15 protein-coding genes and 1 pseudogene are annotated in these 17,627 nt (G+C 39.9%); 11 read left to right on the forward strand and 5 right to left on the reverse strand.

What is annotated here, in order from left to right:
* Positions 1–183 precede the first annotated feature (183 nt).
* The gene (locus tag RH40_RS09930) at positions 184–1,986 is read right to left on the reverse strand and encodes a glycoside hydrolase family 18 protein (protein WP_009601340.1); all 1,803 of its coding nucleotides are present in this window, start codon (positions 1,984–1,986) and stop codon (positions 184–186) included.
* A 267-nt stretch (positions 1,987–2,253) separates the two neighbouring features.
* Between RH40_RS09930 and RH40_RS09935 the strand changes: the two genes are divergently transcribed.
* The 5 genes and pseudogenes from RH40_RS09935 to RH40_RS09950 all read left to right on the forward strand — a co-directional run bounded on the left by RH40_RS09935 (position 2,254) and on the right by RH40_RS09950 (position 6,541).
* The gene (locus RH40_RS09935; protein ID WP_009601341.1) at positions 2,254–3,009 is read left to right on the forward strand and encodes a substrate-binding periplasmic protein; all 756 of its coding nucleotides are present in this window, start codon (positions 2,254–2,256) and stop codon (positions 3,007–3,009) included.
* Between the two features lie 139 nt (positions 3,010–3,148).
* Positions 3,149–3,892 carry a substrate-binding periplasmic protein gene (locus RH40_RS09940; RefSeq protein WP_009601342.1) on the forward strand — a complete coding sequence of 248 codons (744 nt, stop codon included), beginning with the start codon at positions 3,149–3,151 and terminating at the stop codon, positions 3,890–3,892.
* Positions 3,893–4,346: 454 nt separating this feature from the next.
* Positions 4,347–5,261 carry an alpha/beta hydrolase family protein gene (locus RH40_RS09945; protein WP_009601343.1) on the forward strand — a complete coding sequence of 305 codons (915 nt, stop codon included), beginning with the start codon at positions 4,347–4,349 and terminating at the stop codon, positions 5,259–5,261.
* A 20-nt stretch (positions 5,262–5,281) separates the two neighbouring features.
* Positions 5,282–5,464: pseudogene (locus RH40_RS21055) on the forward strand (riboflavin-specific deaminase); the annotation flags it as partial.
* A gap of 162 nt (positions 5,465–5,626) precedes the next feature.
* A complete protein-coding gene (locus RH40_RS09950; RefSeq protein WP_009601344.1) occupies positions 5,627–6,541 on the forward strand; it encodes an HNH endonuclease in 915 nt (304 codons plus the stop codon).
* Positions 6,542–6,617: 76 nt separating this feature from the next.
* On the opposite strand, the gene RH40_RS09955 is transcribed toward RH40_RS09950, so the two are convergent.
* Positions 6,618–6,881, reverse strand: a complete 264-nt coding sequence (locus tag RH40_RS09955; RefSeq protein ID WP_009601345.1) for an acyl carrier protein — start codon at positions 6,879–6,881, stop codon at positions 6,618–6,620.
* A 276-nt stretch (positions 6,882–7,157) separates the two neighbouring features.
* Between RH40_RS09955 and RH40_RS09960 the strand changes: the two genes are divergently transcribed.
* The 6 genes from RH40_RS09960 to nfsA all read left to right on the forward strand — a co-directional run bounded on the left by RH40_RS09960 (position 7,158) and on the right by nfsA (position 15,060).
* Positions 7,158–8,621, forward strand: a complete 1,464-nt coding sequence (locus RH40_RS09960) for an HD-GYP domain-containing protein (RefSeq protein ID WP_009601346.1) — start codon at positions 7,158–7,160, stop codon at positions 8,619–8,621.
* 479 nt (positions 8,622–9,100) lie between these two features.
* Positions 9,101–9,520 (forward strand): META domain-containing protein, encoded by a 420-nt coding sequence (locus RH40_RS09965; protein ID WP_009601347.1) that lies wholly within the window; start codon positions 9,101–9,103, stop codon positions 9,518–9,520.
* Between the two features lie 611 nt (positions 9,521–10,131).
* Complete coding sequence (locus RH40_RS09970; protein ID WP_009601348.1) at positions 10,132–12,651, forward strand: phosphoinositide-specific phospholipase C-related protein; 2,520 nt, start codon at positions 10,132–10,134, stop codon at positions 12,649–12,651.
* Between the two features lie 453 nt (positions 12,652–13,104).
* Positions 13,105–13,530, forward strand: a complete 426-nt coding sequence (locus RH40_RS09975; RefSeq protein WP_009601349.1) for an META domain-containing protein — start codon at positions 13,105–13,107, stop codon at positions 13,528–13,530.
* Positions 13,531–13,679: 149 nt separating this feature from the next.
* Positions 13,680–14,195, forward strand: coding sequence for a cupin domain-containing protein (locus RH40_RS09980; RefSeq protein ID WP_009601350.1), 516 nt, complete (start codon positions 13,680–13,682; stop codon positions 14,193–14,195).
* 142 nt (positions 14,196–14,337) lie between these two features.
* Positions 14,338–15,060: an oxygen-insensitive NADPH nitroreductase gene (gene nfsA, locus RH40_RS09985; protein ID WP_009601351.1), complete on the forward strand. Its 723-nt coding sequence runs from the start codon at positions 14,338–14,340 to the stop codon at positions 15,058–15,060.
* Positions 15,061–15,129: 69 nt separating this feature from the next.
* Here the strand turns inward: nfsA and RH40_RS09990 are convergent, their stop codons facing one another.
* The 3 genes from RH40_RS09990 to RH40_RS10000 form a co-directional block, all read right to left on the reverse strand.
* Positions 15,130–16,377 (reverse strand): hypothetical protein, encoded by a 1,248-nt coding sequence (locus RH40_RS09990; RefSeq protein ID WP_009601352.1) that lies wholly within the window; start codon positions 16,375–16,377, stop codon positions 15,130–15,132.
* Positions 16,378–16,572: 195 nt separating this feature from the next.
* On the reverse strand, positions 16,573–16,860 hold the full coding sequence (locus tag RH40_RS09995; RefSeq protein WP_009601353.1) for a hypothetical protein: 288 nt from the start codon (positions 16,858–16,860) through the stop codon (positions 16,573–16,575).
* A gap of 12 nt (positions 16,861–16,872) precedes the next feature.
* Complete coding sequence (locus tag RH40_RS10000) at positions 16,873–17,577, reverse strand: hypothetical protein (RefSeq protein WP_009601354.1); 705 nt, start codon at positions 17,575–17,577, stop codon at positions 16,873–16,875.
* Positions 17,578–17,627 lie beyond the last annotated feature (50 nt).

Below are 17,627 nucleotides of genomic sequence, written 5' to 3' on the forward strand. Positions count from 1 at the left end.
TGAGTTTACAGACTTTATTGACCTATCTGTTTGTAAAAATTGCTTTATGAAGTCGGGCATTTAAGAATAAATGATTAAGATAAGTTAATAAATTAAGGATTACTATTATTATTTTAGATGAGTTGGTTTTTTATTAATAAAAGGCACTCTGGTGAGTGCCTCATAGTCGAAAAATAGTTATTTTTACAGATTGTCAAATTTCTCTATAAACTTTTTACCGTCGGTAGATCTCATAAACTTCTTTCGCGCTTCTTCATCTGGATTATCGAGATTTTTTTTGAATAAGTGAAACCTACTGTTCTCTGCGTTATTCTTTTTACCTTTAAAGAGGTTCGAAAACTTGATGGATTCCTTCGCAGCTTCACTGACTGCCCTATTGAACCTCGCGATATCGTAGAGCCCCTTAAAAGTTGATGCGCTAAGTTCCTCGGTATTGTGAGGCGCGACATAGTTATGTAATGTGCGGTTTTTACCGTGATAATCGGCATATTTATGTAACTCGCGAATTTTATCGTATTGTTCTTTGGTGAATTCTGTATTGTAAAAGGCTTTCATTGTAACGGTGAGTCCCATTTCTTCGCCAGTTGTTGGTAATCCACCCTTGAAGCCTGCGTAGAGGTATTTGGCGGTCATTACATTATCAAAATGTATCACTTGCGTGTGAGTGGTTAGGTCCTCGAGAAATTGTTCGGCTGTTTTTAGCTCTGTGATGTTTTCTGGGTTGGAGTCAAAATGTAGGTCCTGACATGGCGTTGTTCTATCAGAGTATCCGCAGCTATTTATCACGTGTTTCATGGCGAAAAAGTATCGTTCTGTGTTGTAACCTAAACCCTCTCGAGCCGCATTGAGCAATAGCTGGTTGTCATTATCAATATCTTCAACAAAAAGCCCACCCAGATTTGTCTGCTTCACGTATTGGGCTGTATGGAAGACACTTCTTGGCGTTTCTATGGCGATATAGTTATCTTTTTTTGAATCGTAAAGATAGTCTACTTTAAAATCGTGATCGGTAATGAGTTCAAAACCACTATTCTTTTTGTTCCTAAGTCCCTCTATTTGCTTAACATCTAGTATTTTTGTGTAAAGATTACGAGTGACTTGATTATCAACATATTGTTTGTTGGCTGACTCGGCGAGGTGAGGTTGCTCGCTGTCTTCAATTAAGGGGTAGTCACGATAGGCCTGCCTTGAATAACCCAGTTGTAATTGTCGGGCGTGAAACCCTGATTGATAGATAAGATGCTCAACACTCTCCGCGATGGACCAATGACGGTCTGGGGATGTGATCAAGCTAGCATGGTGAAGGTATTGGATCTCGGGTTGCTCAAATTCTAGACGCGGTTTGAGATAGACTTTAGTCATTGGCTGCTCAGATGTATCTTGGATGCTCACATGCTGAAGTGCCCGTGCCTCTTGTTTATTTTTAGGTATAGTAACAGTGAGACTGATTTCAGCTTCAGAGGAGACTTCTTTTAAAGTCTGTCTTAGATTGCGAAGAAATTGCTGATACTGATTTGGGTTGGCCTTAATACTTTCAATGTCAAGAGCGATATTGATCTCATCAATAAATGGATACTCACTTGCAATTTCTATCGCTGGTGCGGCAGTCATATTGAGCTTTTCTACATTGTGAATTTCTTTTGGAGAATGCAAATTAAATTTAATGCCTATTCTGGTATTTTCACGAGCATTAAGTAGTTTAAATGGACTGATGAACGTTTTGATCTTCCTCTTGCTTTGGTGCATGAACGAGTCTACTGATATAAGAACAGCATCATATTGCATTAACCTGTCTAACTCATGTTGCAGGTATTGTTTTTCTCCTGATACATAAGCGGTAATCGTGCTGAGTTTAGGGTCTTTGTAATAACGGTTCGCGTATTTTAAATCTGCGGCTCTTTTGGGGTCTGATTGGGGTGAAGGTATGGATTGTGCACTCATAGTTAACCCAAAGATTACCACAAGCAGAGAAAGTAATTTACTCATCAAGTGTGCCTTTTTATCGACGTTACGTGATTTCCATGAGTTGTGGAAATCGGAATGATTAAAAGCCAGAATTATTCAAATGAGTGGATTGAATCGTGTCAATTTTTTGTAAGCACTTGAAGAGTATGAAAATTTATAATAACTCATTTGCTAGTAATAACAGAAAATAATTTCCTTAACCTTATGATGGTTTTTTGATGTCTGGTCGATAATTGCTCATAATTTAAAGCTAAACTTAGCAATATCGTCGTAACGTAGGGGTTCAGTATGAAAACGTTTATCTTTTTATTTTTGATTGTCAGTGCGTTTTCGGCTGCTTCACAAACCAGATTAGCGACGACGGAATACCCTCCCTATGTAAACCTTGATGGAAAAGAAGTAAATGGCGTGGCTGTCGAGTTAATAGAATATATATATGGGGAGCTAGGAGAGTCTATTGATATTAGTGTGCTTCCTTGGGGCCGAGCACTTGTCAATACTAGCGCAGGAAAAGTACAAGGACTTTTTCCTACGTTTAAAACTTCTGAAAGAGAGGAGTTTGCTATTTTTATGGATGAAGTCCTCTTTGATGAGAATATTATTGCGGTAAAAAATAGCGCATCCCAAAAAAAGTGGAGTCGAGATAACTTTAAAAACCTGACTTTGTGTTTGGTCAACAATTGGAGCTATGGCGCAAAATTTGATGCTTTGGTCGAGCAGAAAAGTTTTGCAGGTATTGTTTACGTCAAAGCGGCACGGCAGTGCTTAGAAATCCTGCTGTTAAACCGGGTAGATTTTTGGGTCAATAATGAATTCGGGGTTCGCTACTTGGCTGCCATTTATGAAGCCGAGAAAAATATCCACTTTGAAGCCAAAGTCATCGACTCCAACCCCAGCTATCTCGCATTTTCAAAAAAAGGAAAAATAACCAAAGAAAAAATTGCAAAACTTGATGCAATCTTGAAACAAATGAAACTCAATGGTGAATATAAACAGCTGATTGACATTTACTTTGATAGCCTGACTGCGTTGAGTCCTTTTTAGTGTCGTTGTCGTTGTCGTTATTTTTCTCTGGAAACCATGAGAACCATGGACCGATGTCCTTTTTCTATATTTGCGCCTAAAGCAACCTATCACCTTGCTGCTAAACTGAAGTATGACCGCTAACACATAGGAATTGTTCATGAAAACTCCGCTTTCCATTCTTTTGCTCTTGTGCAGCTTCTCGGTTTATTCTCAAACCAAGTTGGTGACCGCGGTATATCCTCCCTATGTCACTTTGGAACAGGGTAGAGCGAGCGGAATTGCCGTAAAAATAGTCAAAAGAGTATTTGAAAGGCTGGGCCAACCGCTTCAGATCAATATTGCTCCATTTGTCAGTGCGATGGATGGCACAAGCTCGGGTAAATTTGACGGTATTTTCCCTGTTTTTAAAACACCGGAGCGAGAAGAGTTTGCGAGTTACATGGCGGAGATGTTATTCGAGCAAAATATCGTGATTATGGGAATGAAAGTTTCAAACAAGGTCTGGAATAAAGATATCCTAGAAAATGTCAGTCTGTGTTTGGTTGATGGTTTTAGCTATGGTGAATTGATGGACCAAATGTTGAAATACCAAAAGTTCAAAGCTGTGGAGCGTGTAAAAACACCGATGCAATGTTTGAGGCTTTTAATGAACAATCGAGTCGATTTTTGGATGCATAACGATTATGGTGCTCGTTATTTATTGTTAAGGTACGATGCTAGACCTCACGTATATATTAGGAATCCACCTGTTGACTCTGTGCCCAGTTATTTGGCTTTTTCTATCAAGGGTGGCATGACTGAAGAGGAAATTAGAAACGCTAACTATATTTTGGAAGAAATGAAGATAACAGGTGAGTATCACCAGATTATTGAAGACTTCTTTCAGGATTTATCTTACTGAAGTTTTCTTACACTAAAATTTAAAGGGAGTATAAATTATTTTTATAAAAATCAATAGATTGATGTAATCCTGTGATTAGGAGTTTATTTTCAATTTTCAAATAAAGTAAATGTCTAATTTTTGTTTTTTAAGTAAAAAATAATGTATATTCCTCTCGATTTATTAATATACCCAAGTAACCTCAAGATGCTAGGTTCAGCGAGAATGTCTTGCTTTACAGGCAAGGCAACGATTTGAAAATCTAGTCATCTAAATTGAAAATCGGTAACGATGTATGTAAAGCAAGACAACTCGCCCTTCGGGAGCGTGCCACAGCGCCGATTTCATCGTCAAATAACTTGGTAAGAGCTCACTCTTCCGCTGCGTTATTTTCCTTGAACTCAACACTGTGGCATCGCTCTGAATCCTGCATTTTGAAGTCACTTGGGTATAATATCTATACGAGAGAGATAAATTGAAAATACTTTTTTACTTTGCAGCAACTCTATTATCTTTAAATGTAAATGCTAAAAATACCCATCATTTAACAAGATCAGATGGTACGGATATTACTTATTACCTCAAAGCCCCTACTAATATGCCCCAATCAGAAACCCTCTTGATACTTATTCAGGGCTCGGACTGTAATAGTGTTTTTCGCAATCAATTTATTAATGATCATTTTTCTCAGGTAGTCAGTAGCGCTGATTTATTAACGGTAGAAAAGTATGGGATTGATGCCAGTTTGCCTTGGAGCGAGGCAAATGAGAGGGAAGACTGCCCGAAGGAATACACAATTAATGATTCACTCTGGCAAAGGTTAAATGACTATCAACAGGTATTAAAGCACCTAACGAAAGAAAAAAAGTATAAGAAAGTTATTGCGTTAGGAGGAAGTGAAGGGGCCGTCGTCTCAAACTTACTGACCTCTCAATCTGAGCATATAGATATGACGATTGCTTTGAACGGAGGAGGGCGTTGGTTTCTTGATGATGTTCTTCATACTATTAGGATTGAGGCACCTTCTGATGAGGCGTATAACCAATCAGCCAATGCCTTTATTGGTTTTTCAGAGCATATAGCCAGCAGTGAACCATTTGAATTGGATATGAGCGGACACGGTTTCAAATGGTGGAAAAGCATGTTTGAACTTGATCAAACTAAGACCTTAGCCGCTATTGATACGCCAGTGTTGATCATTCAATCGCAGAGAGATGAGAATGTTTCACCGGAGCTTGCTCAAATTCAAGCCGCGACTCTGCAAAAGACAAAAACGAATATCACCTATAAAACATACGCCAATCTCGACCATGGCTTCCGTCGACCTGATGGTGTACGCGATGCCGATAAAGTAATAGAAGATATTGAGCAGTGGTTAAGACAGCACTGATAAGGTCACTCTTCGTTACAGACACGTTAGTCAAGGCAGGTATCAAGTATGCAGTGATTACAATGCTTGATCCTGACCCAAGGAACAATGGTTAAGGAGTCTCTATCCTTAAAGCCTCTGGCGTGAAAGTCGAGCTAGGCTTGTGTGCAGCAAAAGTTAGTGCCTTTCTAATTCCTTATTTAGGGCGGTCACAGGGTTCCTGAATATGGCTTGGTTTGATTTCTAGCGAGAGAGTATTCGTATTTTTCTAGTAGCAACCGTTCGTTAAATACACTCAAATTCATAATTTTATTAAGTAAATTAAATTGAAATTTTATTTAAGGATGTGTAACACTCGTTACTTTTGTGTTTGAGTAGAGTAAATAATGTATTGGTGGGTAAATCATAAACAAACTCATGATGAGGAGATAAAAGGTGGATACATATGGTCACCAAAGAAAAACAATAATGGAGCAAGAAACCAAAGTTATGACAACATGAAGAGGACTAGAGTTGGTGATATTATTTTTTCGTTCGCAAATGCAAAGATTCAAGCGATCGGAGAAGTTGTTGAACCATGCTCTTCGGCCCAAAAACCAGCAGACTTTGGCGAGAAAGGAAATTATTGGTCTGATGTAGGGTGGTTAGTAAAAATTGAGTGGCATAAGCTTGAATCTCCCTTTAGACCAAAAGACCATATCGAGAGGATAAAATCTTTTCTTCCAGAAAAATATTCACCAATTCAGAAATCGGGCAATGGCAATCAGGGTTGCTATCTAGCGGAAATTGGCAAAGATCTTTCTGACCATCTTATTCGGCTTGCCAATATAAAATACGCGCCATCGGATGCTCCTCTGAATCGCTCTCTCGATAACCAGATTAGAGAGGGTGACGAAAGCTTCGATGAGATTACTGAAACTGATCAAGTTCGCGAAGTAATAGTACGAAAAGTTCAAGGTAAATATAGGACAAACCTCGAGCACATCGAGTCTTGTTGCAGAGTTACTGGTCTAGCAGATAAATCATTTCTGGTTGCAAGTCATGCCAAACCCTGGGTTAAATCAATTCATAAAGAGAAAATTGATGGGAATAATGGCTTATTGTTATCGCCTCATATTGACAAGTTGTTTGATAAAGGATGGATATCATTCAGGCAAGACGGAGAAATGTTGGTTAAGGAACAGAGAGTTCTTAGGGTGTTAGAGATATGGGGTATAGAGTATCCGCAAAACGTTGGCAGTTTTAGTGATGAGCAGGAAGTGTATTTGTCATATCATCGCGAGCTCTATAGATTTGAATGAACTTTTATACGAGAGGAGAGTTGCGTACCCTAGCGCAAAAAGTGCCTAGCTGTTGGCATTGCCTCACCCCAACCCCCTATGCCGCTTGACAAATATCATCAAAGATCAGCTCTGAAAGCTCAAGGATGGTCTTATTGAAGATGTTTTCATGGGCATAATCGGAGAGGTCGAAGTGGTGCTCGTCTAGTAGACAGACTTGTAGCTCAACAATATCCATACTCTCTATACCTAAATCATCCAAGGTATCGTTTAGCGGTACCTCGGTGATGGATGAGTACTCTGGTCTGATATAGATAATAAACTTACAAATGTACTCCGCAAGGTCTATAACACTATTCATTTTAATTCATCCCTAAAATCACATTGGTATATACCGATATCGAACGGCTTAAGTTCATTTCTAGAAAGTGCGCCACCAATAGCGCTTGCCTATAAACGGATATCTTACTCATTTTGAAATTAATTAATCGAATCTAAACCAGCAAAAAAAATGATGTTTACTTAGTGAAAAGTTACTTCATCGGGCGAGTCTTAGAAATGAAGCGCTTCACCTTAATGTGACTTGGGTATAGACTGATAAAAGAGTAAATAAATGATTGATTGAGAGAGCTCTTTAATGAAACAGCAAGGCTTCAACGTAATACTTACAGCAGGGTTGTATATTCTCGCAACACTCTTATTCAGTCTATACGGTGGTCGTGTTTGTCCGTTTTTAGAATCGCTCACACTAGAGGAAGTACTGCTGCATAGTGCTGTGGTATTTGGCATTATGCTTTTGACGAGAGTGATCATAACGCCGATATTGCTAGAAAAAAGGCGTGCTCGCTTTATCTTTCTTGATGGCACGTTGTTTTTGATGGGCAGTGTTCCTCTGTGCCTATTTTATTATTTGCATTACCAATTCCCCTTCGAGAGCAGCCTTAAGATCATTTTTGGTATGGGGCTGTTTGGCTTTTTTACTGGTAGCATTTTGCATTTGGACTACAAGATAAACCGGTTTAGTGAGCGTCTTAATCAAGGTCAGCCCAGCTTAAACTTCTTAGGAGCACGTTGCTCATTGGTGAAGCAGATGATTACGCTGGTGGTGATCTTGCTATGTACCCTAACGATAATGATGATCATGGTAGCTTTTAAAGACATTGGGTGGCTAGAAGAAACACCAGAGGCGCTACGTGATGGTTCCGGAAAGGTCAGTGTGCTCAAAGAGTTTATTTATATTGCTGGGATTCTAACGGGGTACTCGCTCGCCATCATGTTAATGGGAGCAAAGCTAGTCAAACAAATCTTAACCAGTCAAGAGCAGGCTCTAGTAGAGATAACTAAGGGATGCTTTGATGCTCGCTTACCCGCGGCGCAAAACGATGAGTTGGGCGCCATTGCAAGAATGACCAATCAAATGGTTGATTCCCTGCAAAGTGCCCAAGATGAGGTACAAATGACGAGAGATGTCGCTATCGTCAGTATTGCAGCTTTAGCAGAATCGCGTGATAACGAGACGGGAGAACATATCTTACGTACCCAAGAGTATGTGAAAGCTTTGGCGGTTCAACTAGCAAAACATGCGAAGCACAGCGATCTTTTGACACCAGATTACATCGATTTATTGCATAAATCAGCACCTCTACATGATGTGGGTAAAGTTGGTATTCCCGATTCGGTATTGCTTAAGCCCGGAAAGTTGACAGATGAAGAGTTTGAAATCATGAAAGGCCATGTGCAAATTGGAGCGGATGCTTTATCCATTGCAGAAAAGCGCATGGGCGAGAGCTCATTTCTGACTCTGGCGCGAGAAATTGCTCTAACCCATCATGAGAAATGGAATGGTAGTGGCTATCCAAATGCACTGAAAAAGGAAGAGATCCCTCTTTCAGGCCGTCTAATGGCTCTGGCTGATGTGTATGATGCGTTGACGACGAAGCGCGTTTATAAACCAGCGTTTTGTCACGAAGAAGCAAAGCTGATCATCCTGCAAGATAAAGGTAAGCACTTTGACCCCGAAGTGGTTGATGCGTTTTTAGCTATTGAAGATGAGTTTAAAGCGATAGCAGCTTATTATCAGGACATAAAAAAGGTATCGTAAATGTATACCCAAGTGACTTCAAAACGCACGCCCCAAAGGGCGAGTTGTTTTGCTTTGCAAGCGTCGTTACCAATTTTCAATTTAGATGGCGAGATTTTCAAATCGTTGCCTTGTCTGTCAAGCAATCCATTCTCGCTGAACCTAGCATCTTGAGGTTACTTGGGTATAACGTATTTTGATAGAGCTGTGACCAATTAGATTTACAAATGGCGCTCTATCTTTATTTCTATTTTTTTCTTTTTAGTAGAATTGACGTTATTTGATGCTCGAAATTGGAATTACATCCTAAAACTGAACTCTAGATATAAAACAAGCTTTGTTTTTTTTATTTTTTAAATAGAATGCCCATGTTCAGAGTGATGGTTTAATTATGTCTATTTATTTTGCTCTGATGGTTATTTTTATCAAGTTAATATTAAACGGAATAAATGGCTATTTTGTTAGAAAAGCCGAACCGTCTACTTTTAAGGATTAATAAAATGAAAAAATATTCAGTGTTGTTTTTCGTCTCTCTATTATCATTTCTAATGCTTCCTTTTGCTCAGGCAAACGCTGCAGAACCTCTTTCCGATTTGCATGCAGATATTATGGGCGAATGGAAACTAGATACTATTAACGGTAATGAGCCTGTAAATGAACCGACTTTAGAAATAGGATCTGATCGTATCTCAGGCTACACTGGATGTAACACTGTATTTGGCAACTTGCTTGCTCTAAGTGAAGATAATCTACAAATCAACCAACTAGCCTCAACTATGATGATGTGTCACGGTGCGGAATACGATCAAGAACAAAGAGTTATTGACGTATTTACTCATACATCAACCTTGAGCTTTGATAGTGCTATGGGTTTATTAACCATCGGCTCTAATAATAATACGTTGGTTTTCAAAAAGTAGTGAATAGCTAATCAATTTCAGAGTGTCAGGCTAGTTTGTCTCTTTGATAAGGTAATGATCTGCAGCCGACACTCTGAAGTCTCGTTATTGCTTAGTACAAGTTGACGAGCCAGCCAAGTTTACCCAGAGAAGCGGATACACAATTCTAAGCCTATCGGCCTTTTCCTGAAGATAAACAAGAATCAGACGTTACTGAAGCGAAAGGGTATAGAAGAAAGAGAGACCTGAGTTTATTTTCAATGAGGACAGATAAAGAACATTATTTCCTTTTAAAAAAGATAAGATTCATGTTCTTTTGATATTTTTGTTATTTAATTCGACTTTACCCCTGTCATTATTTATTCTTCTGTCAGCATAAATCTTGCTGACATTAAACTTTCCAATATTCATTGCCAATGATCAAATAAGATCTTAATATTTGTTTTTTATATCATTTCATGCTGGTTTATTCGCATTATTAATTATAAGTTTCAGTTTAATTTTTAATATTGTGAATAAAAGCCTTCTCTAGTTGTGGGTTTTATTTTCCTCATACAGGATACCCTGAACTTAATATTAGAAATGACTATAGCTAAGAAGATCTCATATCGAATTTTTATGGACAAAGAAAAATGAAACTAAAAACATTAGCTTTAACGACCATACTCGCTTTGAACTCTCAACCTGCTTTGAGCTACAGCACCGAGAGCTGGATGGAAGAGCTCTTTAGTAACACAAGGAGAGACACTCCGCTTAACAAAATTATTATCCCTGGCAGTCATGATAGCGGTGCTTATGACGCGAAAAACTATCGCAGAAAAGAAGCTGGTGTTAATTTTCCGCTAACGAATCTTAGAGACTGGTCTGAGACACAGGATCTCAGTGTGAGAGAGCAGTTAGATACAGGTACACGCTTTTTAGATTTAAGAATATATGAAGACCGAGGGGAGTATTATTTCGCTCACTCGCTTATTTACGGAAAAATCGATAACATTCTAAATCAGGTAAGTCAGTTCTTAGATGAAAATCGTGGTGAAATCGTCATAATAAAGTCTAAATTTGTCCGTAAGGTGACTGACACTGATAATTTTTATCAATCCCTGTGTACCAACAATTCTATCTCGAAGCACCTAATAACAAATACGTTAAAGCCGACATCTAAATACAAAGATCTCATTAATGCCGGAAACTTAATTATTATCCCTCATGAAGGTGCGTCTGGGTGCGGTGATAGTTTTTGGTCGAGCGAAAGTCTGAAAAGCTATTACAAAGAAAGTATCTATGAAAACCCTAATAAAATAGGAGATTGGATTGCGTCAATATTAAATAATAATCGAAGCTCTAACAACAATTCACTTTATGTGGAGCAGCATATTGTTACTCCCACAGCTGAGGTTATTCTCAAAGGTTTGGCTGAAACCATGGCCAGTAATGCATTATGTACCTTAAGTATCAATTTATTTTGCAAAAACGTGACGGGCTTTTCGACAAACTTGAAAGAGTATGATGCCAAGACTGCTAAACATAACTCCATAGGTTGGCTTTACAACCATTACCACAAGGGAAGCCGTTCGAACATTGTTCTACGAGATTTCGTTTCGTCCGGTAAAAACAAAAAGATTATTGATTTCAATTTGAACAACCGAGATGTCATGGTTCGCGGTAGAGCTGAAAAGGACGATTCATTTGGTAAAGTATTCTCCACTGGCGACTACAACGGCGATGGCGTGGCCGATCTGCTTGTTGGTTACCCGACTGAGGATATTAATGGCGACAATAATGCCGGTGCTGTGACGGTTGTTTATGGGGGGAAATCACTCCCTTCAAAAGGGTTAAGTATGCTGAGCTCTCGAGGTTTTCATCAAGACTCTAGCGGGTTATCTGGCATGATAACTGAGAGCGGTGACTTATTTGGGTTTGCGTTGGCAAGCGGCGACTTTAACAATGACGGTTTTGATGATGTTGCAATTGGATCTCCAAATGAAGATATCGATGGGAAATCCAATGTCGGTATGGTCACTGTACTCTATGGGGGTAACAGAGGCCTTACTACTTCCGGTTATCAATTGTTAAAAGAGGCAAATATTAGTAAGGGTAAGCAAGAAAAAGAAGATAAGTTCGGCTTTGCATTAGCCAGCCATGACTTTGACGGAGATGGTTATGCTGATTTAGCCATCGGTTCTCCATATGAAGATATCGGCTCCAAAGATAATGCCGGCGTAGTCTATGTGAGCTACGGAACCAGTAATGGATTGAGCAAGAGGCGTATCAGTAGATTCCACCAAAATAACTCCGGTTTAGAGCGTATGGCAGCAGAGAAAGACGACCGCTTTGGGTATGAGTTAGCTGCAGGAGACTTTAACGGCGATGGGCTAGGAGATCTAGCGATTGGCGCACCATATGAAGATATAGGTGATGGCGATGACGAAGGGATGGTTGTCGTGTTATTCGGCACTACTCAAGGTCTTCGTACAATGGAGTATCGTTTTTACCACGGTGACAGAAGTGGTTTTGCAGGCAGTGCTGAAAAGAACGACCGTTTTGGTTACGCGCTAGCAGCTGGTGACTTCAATAATGACGATATCGATGAGCTCATTATTGGTGTTCCGTACGAGGATTTGGGTTCAGGCGGAAATAATAATGATGGAAATGTATTCGTGCTGAGAGGGACAAGTAGTGGCCCCTCTAGGAATGGCATTCGTGAGATTCACCAAGACAAGCCTGGTGTGCATGGAGCTGCCGAAAAAGATGATAAATTTGGCTTTTCACTAACGACTGGAGACTTTGATGGTGACGGTTACCAAGACTTAGCCATTGGATCCCCAACAGAAGATTTGGCTGGCAAAGACGATGGAGGCAAAGTGGATGTGTTCTTCGGTTCTGGTAACGGTTTAAGGTTAAATGGTAGTCGTGAGTATCATCAAAACAAAAACAATATCACGGGCACTGTCGAAAAAGACGATAGGTTTGGCTATAGCTTGATGGCTGGAGATTTTGATGGCGATGAAAAAGACGATCTCGTTATAGGTGTTCCATTTGAAGACTTGGCCAGTGGCGGTAATAACAATGATGGGACCGTTCATGTGTTATACGGTAACTCTGATAGAGACTTAAACGATAGAGAGCAAGAGGTTAGGCAAGGTACGCGGTGATTAAGAAGGCCCTCTTTGTAATAGGAGGGCCCGATGCTCGTCACATGGCTTATCGAACTGCATGGGCGGGCTCTAACCTTAGTTATTAGAAATAATATTTTTTAATTTTTAGTACAATTTTTGTTAATTTTCTCAATCAGATTATGGAGTGGGAATTAGTATTTGCATAGATGAATTTATTTGGTTATATATATTTAATTCTATTATTAGTTCTTAGCAAAAATCATTTTAATTTAAGGTTAAAAGTTGAACTGATATCCTAAAACCGATTTTTGATTAAAAAACGTCCTTTGCTTTTATGTTTTTTTAAATAGACTGAGTTTGGCCAGGATGTTAATTGAATTATTGAAATTCATTTTTATCTGATGGTTAATTTTATTAATTAAATATTATATGGAATAAATGGCTATTTTGTTAAAAAGCCAATGCATCTATTTCTTAAGGATAAATAAGATGAAAAAAATTACAGTGTTATTATTTGCTTCGCTATTTTCATTTCTAATGCTGCCTTTTGCCCATGCAGACCAAGGCGTGTCTCTTTCTGATTTACACCAAAAAGTGATGGGAGATTGGAAGCTAGACAGCATCAATGGTGGCGTTCCAATTGGTTATCCAAACCTTGGTATCAGCGATGTACAAATTTATGGTAGTACCGGATGTAACTCTATGTTCGGTGTTCTTTTAGCACTCAGTGAAGATAATCTTCAACATGGCGGGTTAGCGTCCACAAGAATGCTTTGTGATGAAGCGCGTAACGACCAAGAGAACCGATTTATGCAAGCATTCGAGCAAACTACCGTTTTGTCTTACGACGAGGAAGCCGAGGTGCTAACCATTGGCTCTGAAGAAAATACTCTGATCTTCAAAAAGGCACAATAACTTTGCTTTTAAGGGAGCCAGCATTGTGCTGGCTCCTTTTTGCCATGAGAGTGGCTCATTAAAGTGAACTGGTGCGAATAAAGCGCCACTGATTTTTATGTGAAGTGATAACTTTCAGCATAATTTCTAGCATAAGGCGCCATGTAAACATGTCATTAATTGAAGTTAAACGTCTGATAGAGAAGCTTTCTCTAGCGCCTCATCCAGAGGGTGGGTATTTTTCTGAGAGTTATCGCTCACAAGAAACCATTCAACAGCAACCTGACAGGTTTCATGGTGAACATGTCTATAAAACAGCGATTTATTATCTCTTAGAGCGTAACAATATCTCTGCTTTTCATCGTTTAAAACAAGATGAACTTTGGCATTATTACGTTGGGAGCAGTGTGATCCTTCATATCTTAGACCCAACGCAGGGCTACAAACAGCGGTTACTTGGTTGTGCATTGACTGATGAACGGGCATCTTATCAGGTACTTGTTCCACAGAATGTTTGGTTTGCGGCTGAGTTAAAAGATAAAACGCAATTTTCACTCGTGGGTTGTACGACGTCTCCCGGTTTTGACTTCTCTGACTGGGAACTCGCCAAGCCAGATACTTTAATTGATTGTTTCCCTCAACAAGCTGAACTGATCCAGCGATTGGTCGCCACTGCCGTAGCTTAGTATTAAAGGCGTTGAATCTATAACCCTTACCGCGATACTTTTTTCGTATCTCTGCAAAGTATCAAAGCCCATATTTCTTGATTTACATTGTTGCGTATAGTCGATATGTTTCAAAGTAATAAAGATTAAAAAGGGGTTCACTATGACTTCGACGATTGAAACGATATTGTCGCATCGCTCTATTCGTAAATTCACCGATCAGGCTATTGACGCCGCTCAGCTTGAGTCTATTGTTCAAGCTGGTCTTGCTGCGTCATCTTCGAGTATGTTGCAGGTGGTTTCCATTATTCGGGTTACGGACAAAGAGAAGCGCCAGCGCCTAGCGCATCTTGCGGGTGATCAGCCTTATGTCGCAAGCGCAGCCGAATTTTTAGTATTTTGTATGGATTATCAGCGCCATTTTACCATCAACCCGCAGGTCAATCCTGACTTCACTGAGCTTACCTTAATTGGTGCAGTCGATTGTGGCATTATGGCACAAAACTGCTTATTGGCTGCTGAGTCATTAGGCCTAGGCGGTGTCTACATAGGTGGTCTGAGAAGCTCAGCTCAGGAGGTTGATGAACTATTGAATCTGCCGCAGCACAGCGCGGTTTTGTTTGGACTATGTCTAGGCCATCCAGATCAAGCACCACAATTAAAACCTCGTTTGCCTGCCAAAGTCATTGTGCATGAAAATCAATATCAGCCTCTGAACCTTGATGATATTAATGAATACGATAAAACAATGCAGGCCTACTACGCCAGTCGCAGTAGCAACCAAAAGCAAAGCTCTTGGTCACAGGAAGTCACGAGTAAACTCGCCGGTGAATGCCGTCCTCATATTAAAGGGTACTTAAATGGTAAGGGGTTGGCGAAAAGGTAGGGTTGCTTTCCACATCATTCATTGCGCTAAGGGCACCAGCTTTTTCAGTGATGCCCTTAGGTATTGCATCTAAACCTCTCCTTCCAAGCTAAGAATAGACGCAAGTTTCTTGTCTTTTGGTGTTTCCATTTTGGCTTCTCGAAGCAAACGTGTCACTAGCGTTGTGGCCGTGTCACCGTGGAAAAAGTTAACACCTACCTGTTCACCATCGCTGCCCATATCTGAGTAGCCTATGCCCATGCCAAAAGCGTTGTTTAGATTCTTGCCCTGATGTTGCAGTTCTTGTGTTATAGGGTCTTTGGCTACTGAGCTACCGCTAGGAAGTAAGTCGATAGAAATGGGCTTATTCTCAGCGTTAATTATTCTAGGTGGGGTTGGACGATAGCCAATTGCGGATATTATGATAGGTCTGAGAACGTTATGAGAGTTGATATTATCACTAATTTTAATCACTAGACGTTTTTCATTCCCTTGTACGACCCTACGATAAAGATCTCTTGCATTATGCCGAACTCCACTGAACTTATTTACATCACCCGTTTCAGGATCGACCTTATCATTGTCACTGATTGGTATGTGTTGGGCTTCATGTCGGGTTAGCATCTGTTTGATTGGGCTTCGGCTATACAGATAAAATGGATTGGTATCAGAAAAATATTTTCCAAATCTATCCAGCATAAAGCCTGCCGTTGAAAAGCCGCTATGTGACCCGCCAACAATAATTGGTGTGTAACCATTTTTTAAGTACTCGATGATATCTTCATCAATTATGCCACGTTGTAGGGCCTCTGAAGAGTAGGTAGGAAGATTTGAAATTGAAGTTTGCTCAAGCTGCCTTTGCTTGCTGCCAGTACTTACTACAAGATGGCGACTGACAATACGCTTCCCATTAGGAGCATTGCATATAAAATTATCATCAACCTGTAAGGTACTAACATAAGAAGACCAATGAAGGTGACAATTTGGATGCTCATCAATGATACGTTCTACTCTGTACATCATAAGCTTGAGAAACTCTGATACCTTAGACAAGCAAACGGTGCGGTAAGCATTGTAAGATAGGTATTTTCCAGCTTCAGATTCAAGTAAATCTGAAAAGATACCATCTTCTCGAATTCCCATTAGAAACTCACCTGCAGGTGAGTTACTAGGGATGTAATATTTCAGTGAACGCCAATGGTGTAGAGACGGTGTTCTTTCATGGATTTGAATACCAGAGTCAAGAAACTCAAAAAGTCGATGTTCTCTATCGGCAGCAACAAAAAGTCCAAGGGCGGCAGGACCAAATCCTATTATCTGTAGGTTGTGAATATTCACATTGTGACTCTAACGTTCGATGAATGAGCTGTTGAAGCTAGTCGATTTTTTTTGCCTTGGAAAACTCTATTTAGTTTGAGTTTGAAATATTCGGAGCAACCAGCAAAAAAATGAAAGCAACTTTTTTATCAATCTGTAGGCTTATGATCTACATAAAAACCTATTTTAGAGTTTCAAGTAAATAGAGGATAAAACTTAAACAATAATATCGACAACTTTAGCGATTTCTAACGCGGTATCGCCCAGTTGAGTGATTCGTTCTTTTAACAGAGCTTGACTCAGGTTTTGTTGAGAAGCCTCTTGGACGACGGCATAGAGAGCTTCCAAATCGTTGATATTAATGTCAGGATTTATTTTATGGAGCTCAGCGAACGACAGCTCGGACAATGTATCCAATTGTTTTTTATACGTTGCGTTGAAACCTTCTTCGATGCTGGAAAGATCGTTATTGAGGATCGCGTTTAATTCGTCTAACTGACTCATTTTGAATTCCTTCTATGATTTAACCTTGAGTTTATCGATGGCGTTCTGAAGTTGTTTCCGTACGTTCTCTATACCGCTCATAACTTCAATTTTGTTTTGAGTTTTTTGGGTAAGTTGTGCAATGTCATTCGAAGCTTGAGTGAGTTTGGTAGCAATATATTCGTCGATATCGGTTTCCATCCCAATTTCACTTAGCAACTCATTTTGGGCATCGTGTACTTGCGCGATCGAGGATAAATGCCCAGTGACGATGGCGTTGGCTTGATGAATGGCAAGATAGGAGCGATTGATTGAGGCTAACAGTGCCTTTTGCTGCTGATCTAGGCTATCAATAAGCAGTTTGCGCTGCCGCTCCACAGAGCGGGTGACGTTGGTAACGACGATTTGCATTGCACCCATCGCCTCTTTTTGCTTTTTCGGCGTTGCATTGGGCGCAAGTCCAGTAGAGATGATATCGATAAATGAAGTTTGATGGCGGGTCTGTCTCAGACGATCTTTGTCGAGCACTTCTTTAATAGCGTAAGGTAGATAGGTGTCATCAATAAAGGTGTTTACATCTGAGCGCATTCGCGAGTACAAGAGTTCAATCGTTTGTAGATGAGCTTGATGCATTTTGGCGATATCTCTGCCTACGGTAGTCGAGAGCTCGATCGATTGAGTGGGTACTTGAGCGCACCCCGACAGGAGTAGCAAGACAATGAAAATGAGAGCACGCATGTAATATCCCTATTTGTACATGTGTCGATGTTTATTTCAGGCTAACAGTA

Origin of the sequence: Vibrio caribbeanicus ATCC BAA-2122 (genome assembly GCF_000165125.1) — a bacterium.
GTDB classification, from domain to species: Bacteria; Pseudomonadota; Gammaproteobacteria; order Enterobacterales; family Vibrionaceae; genus Vibrio; species Vibrio caribbeanicus.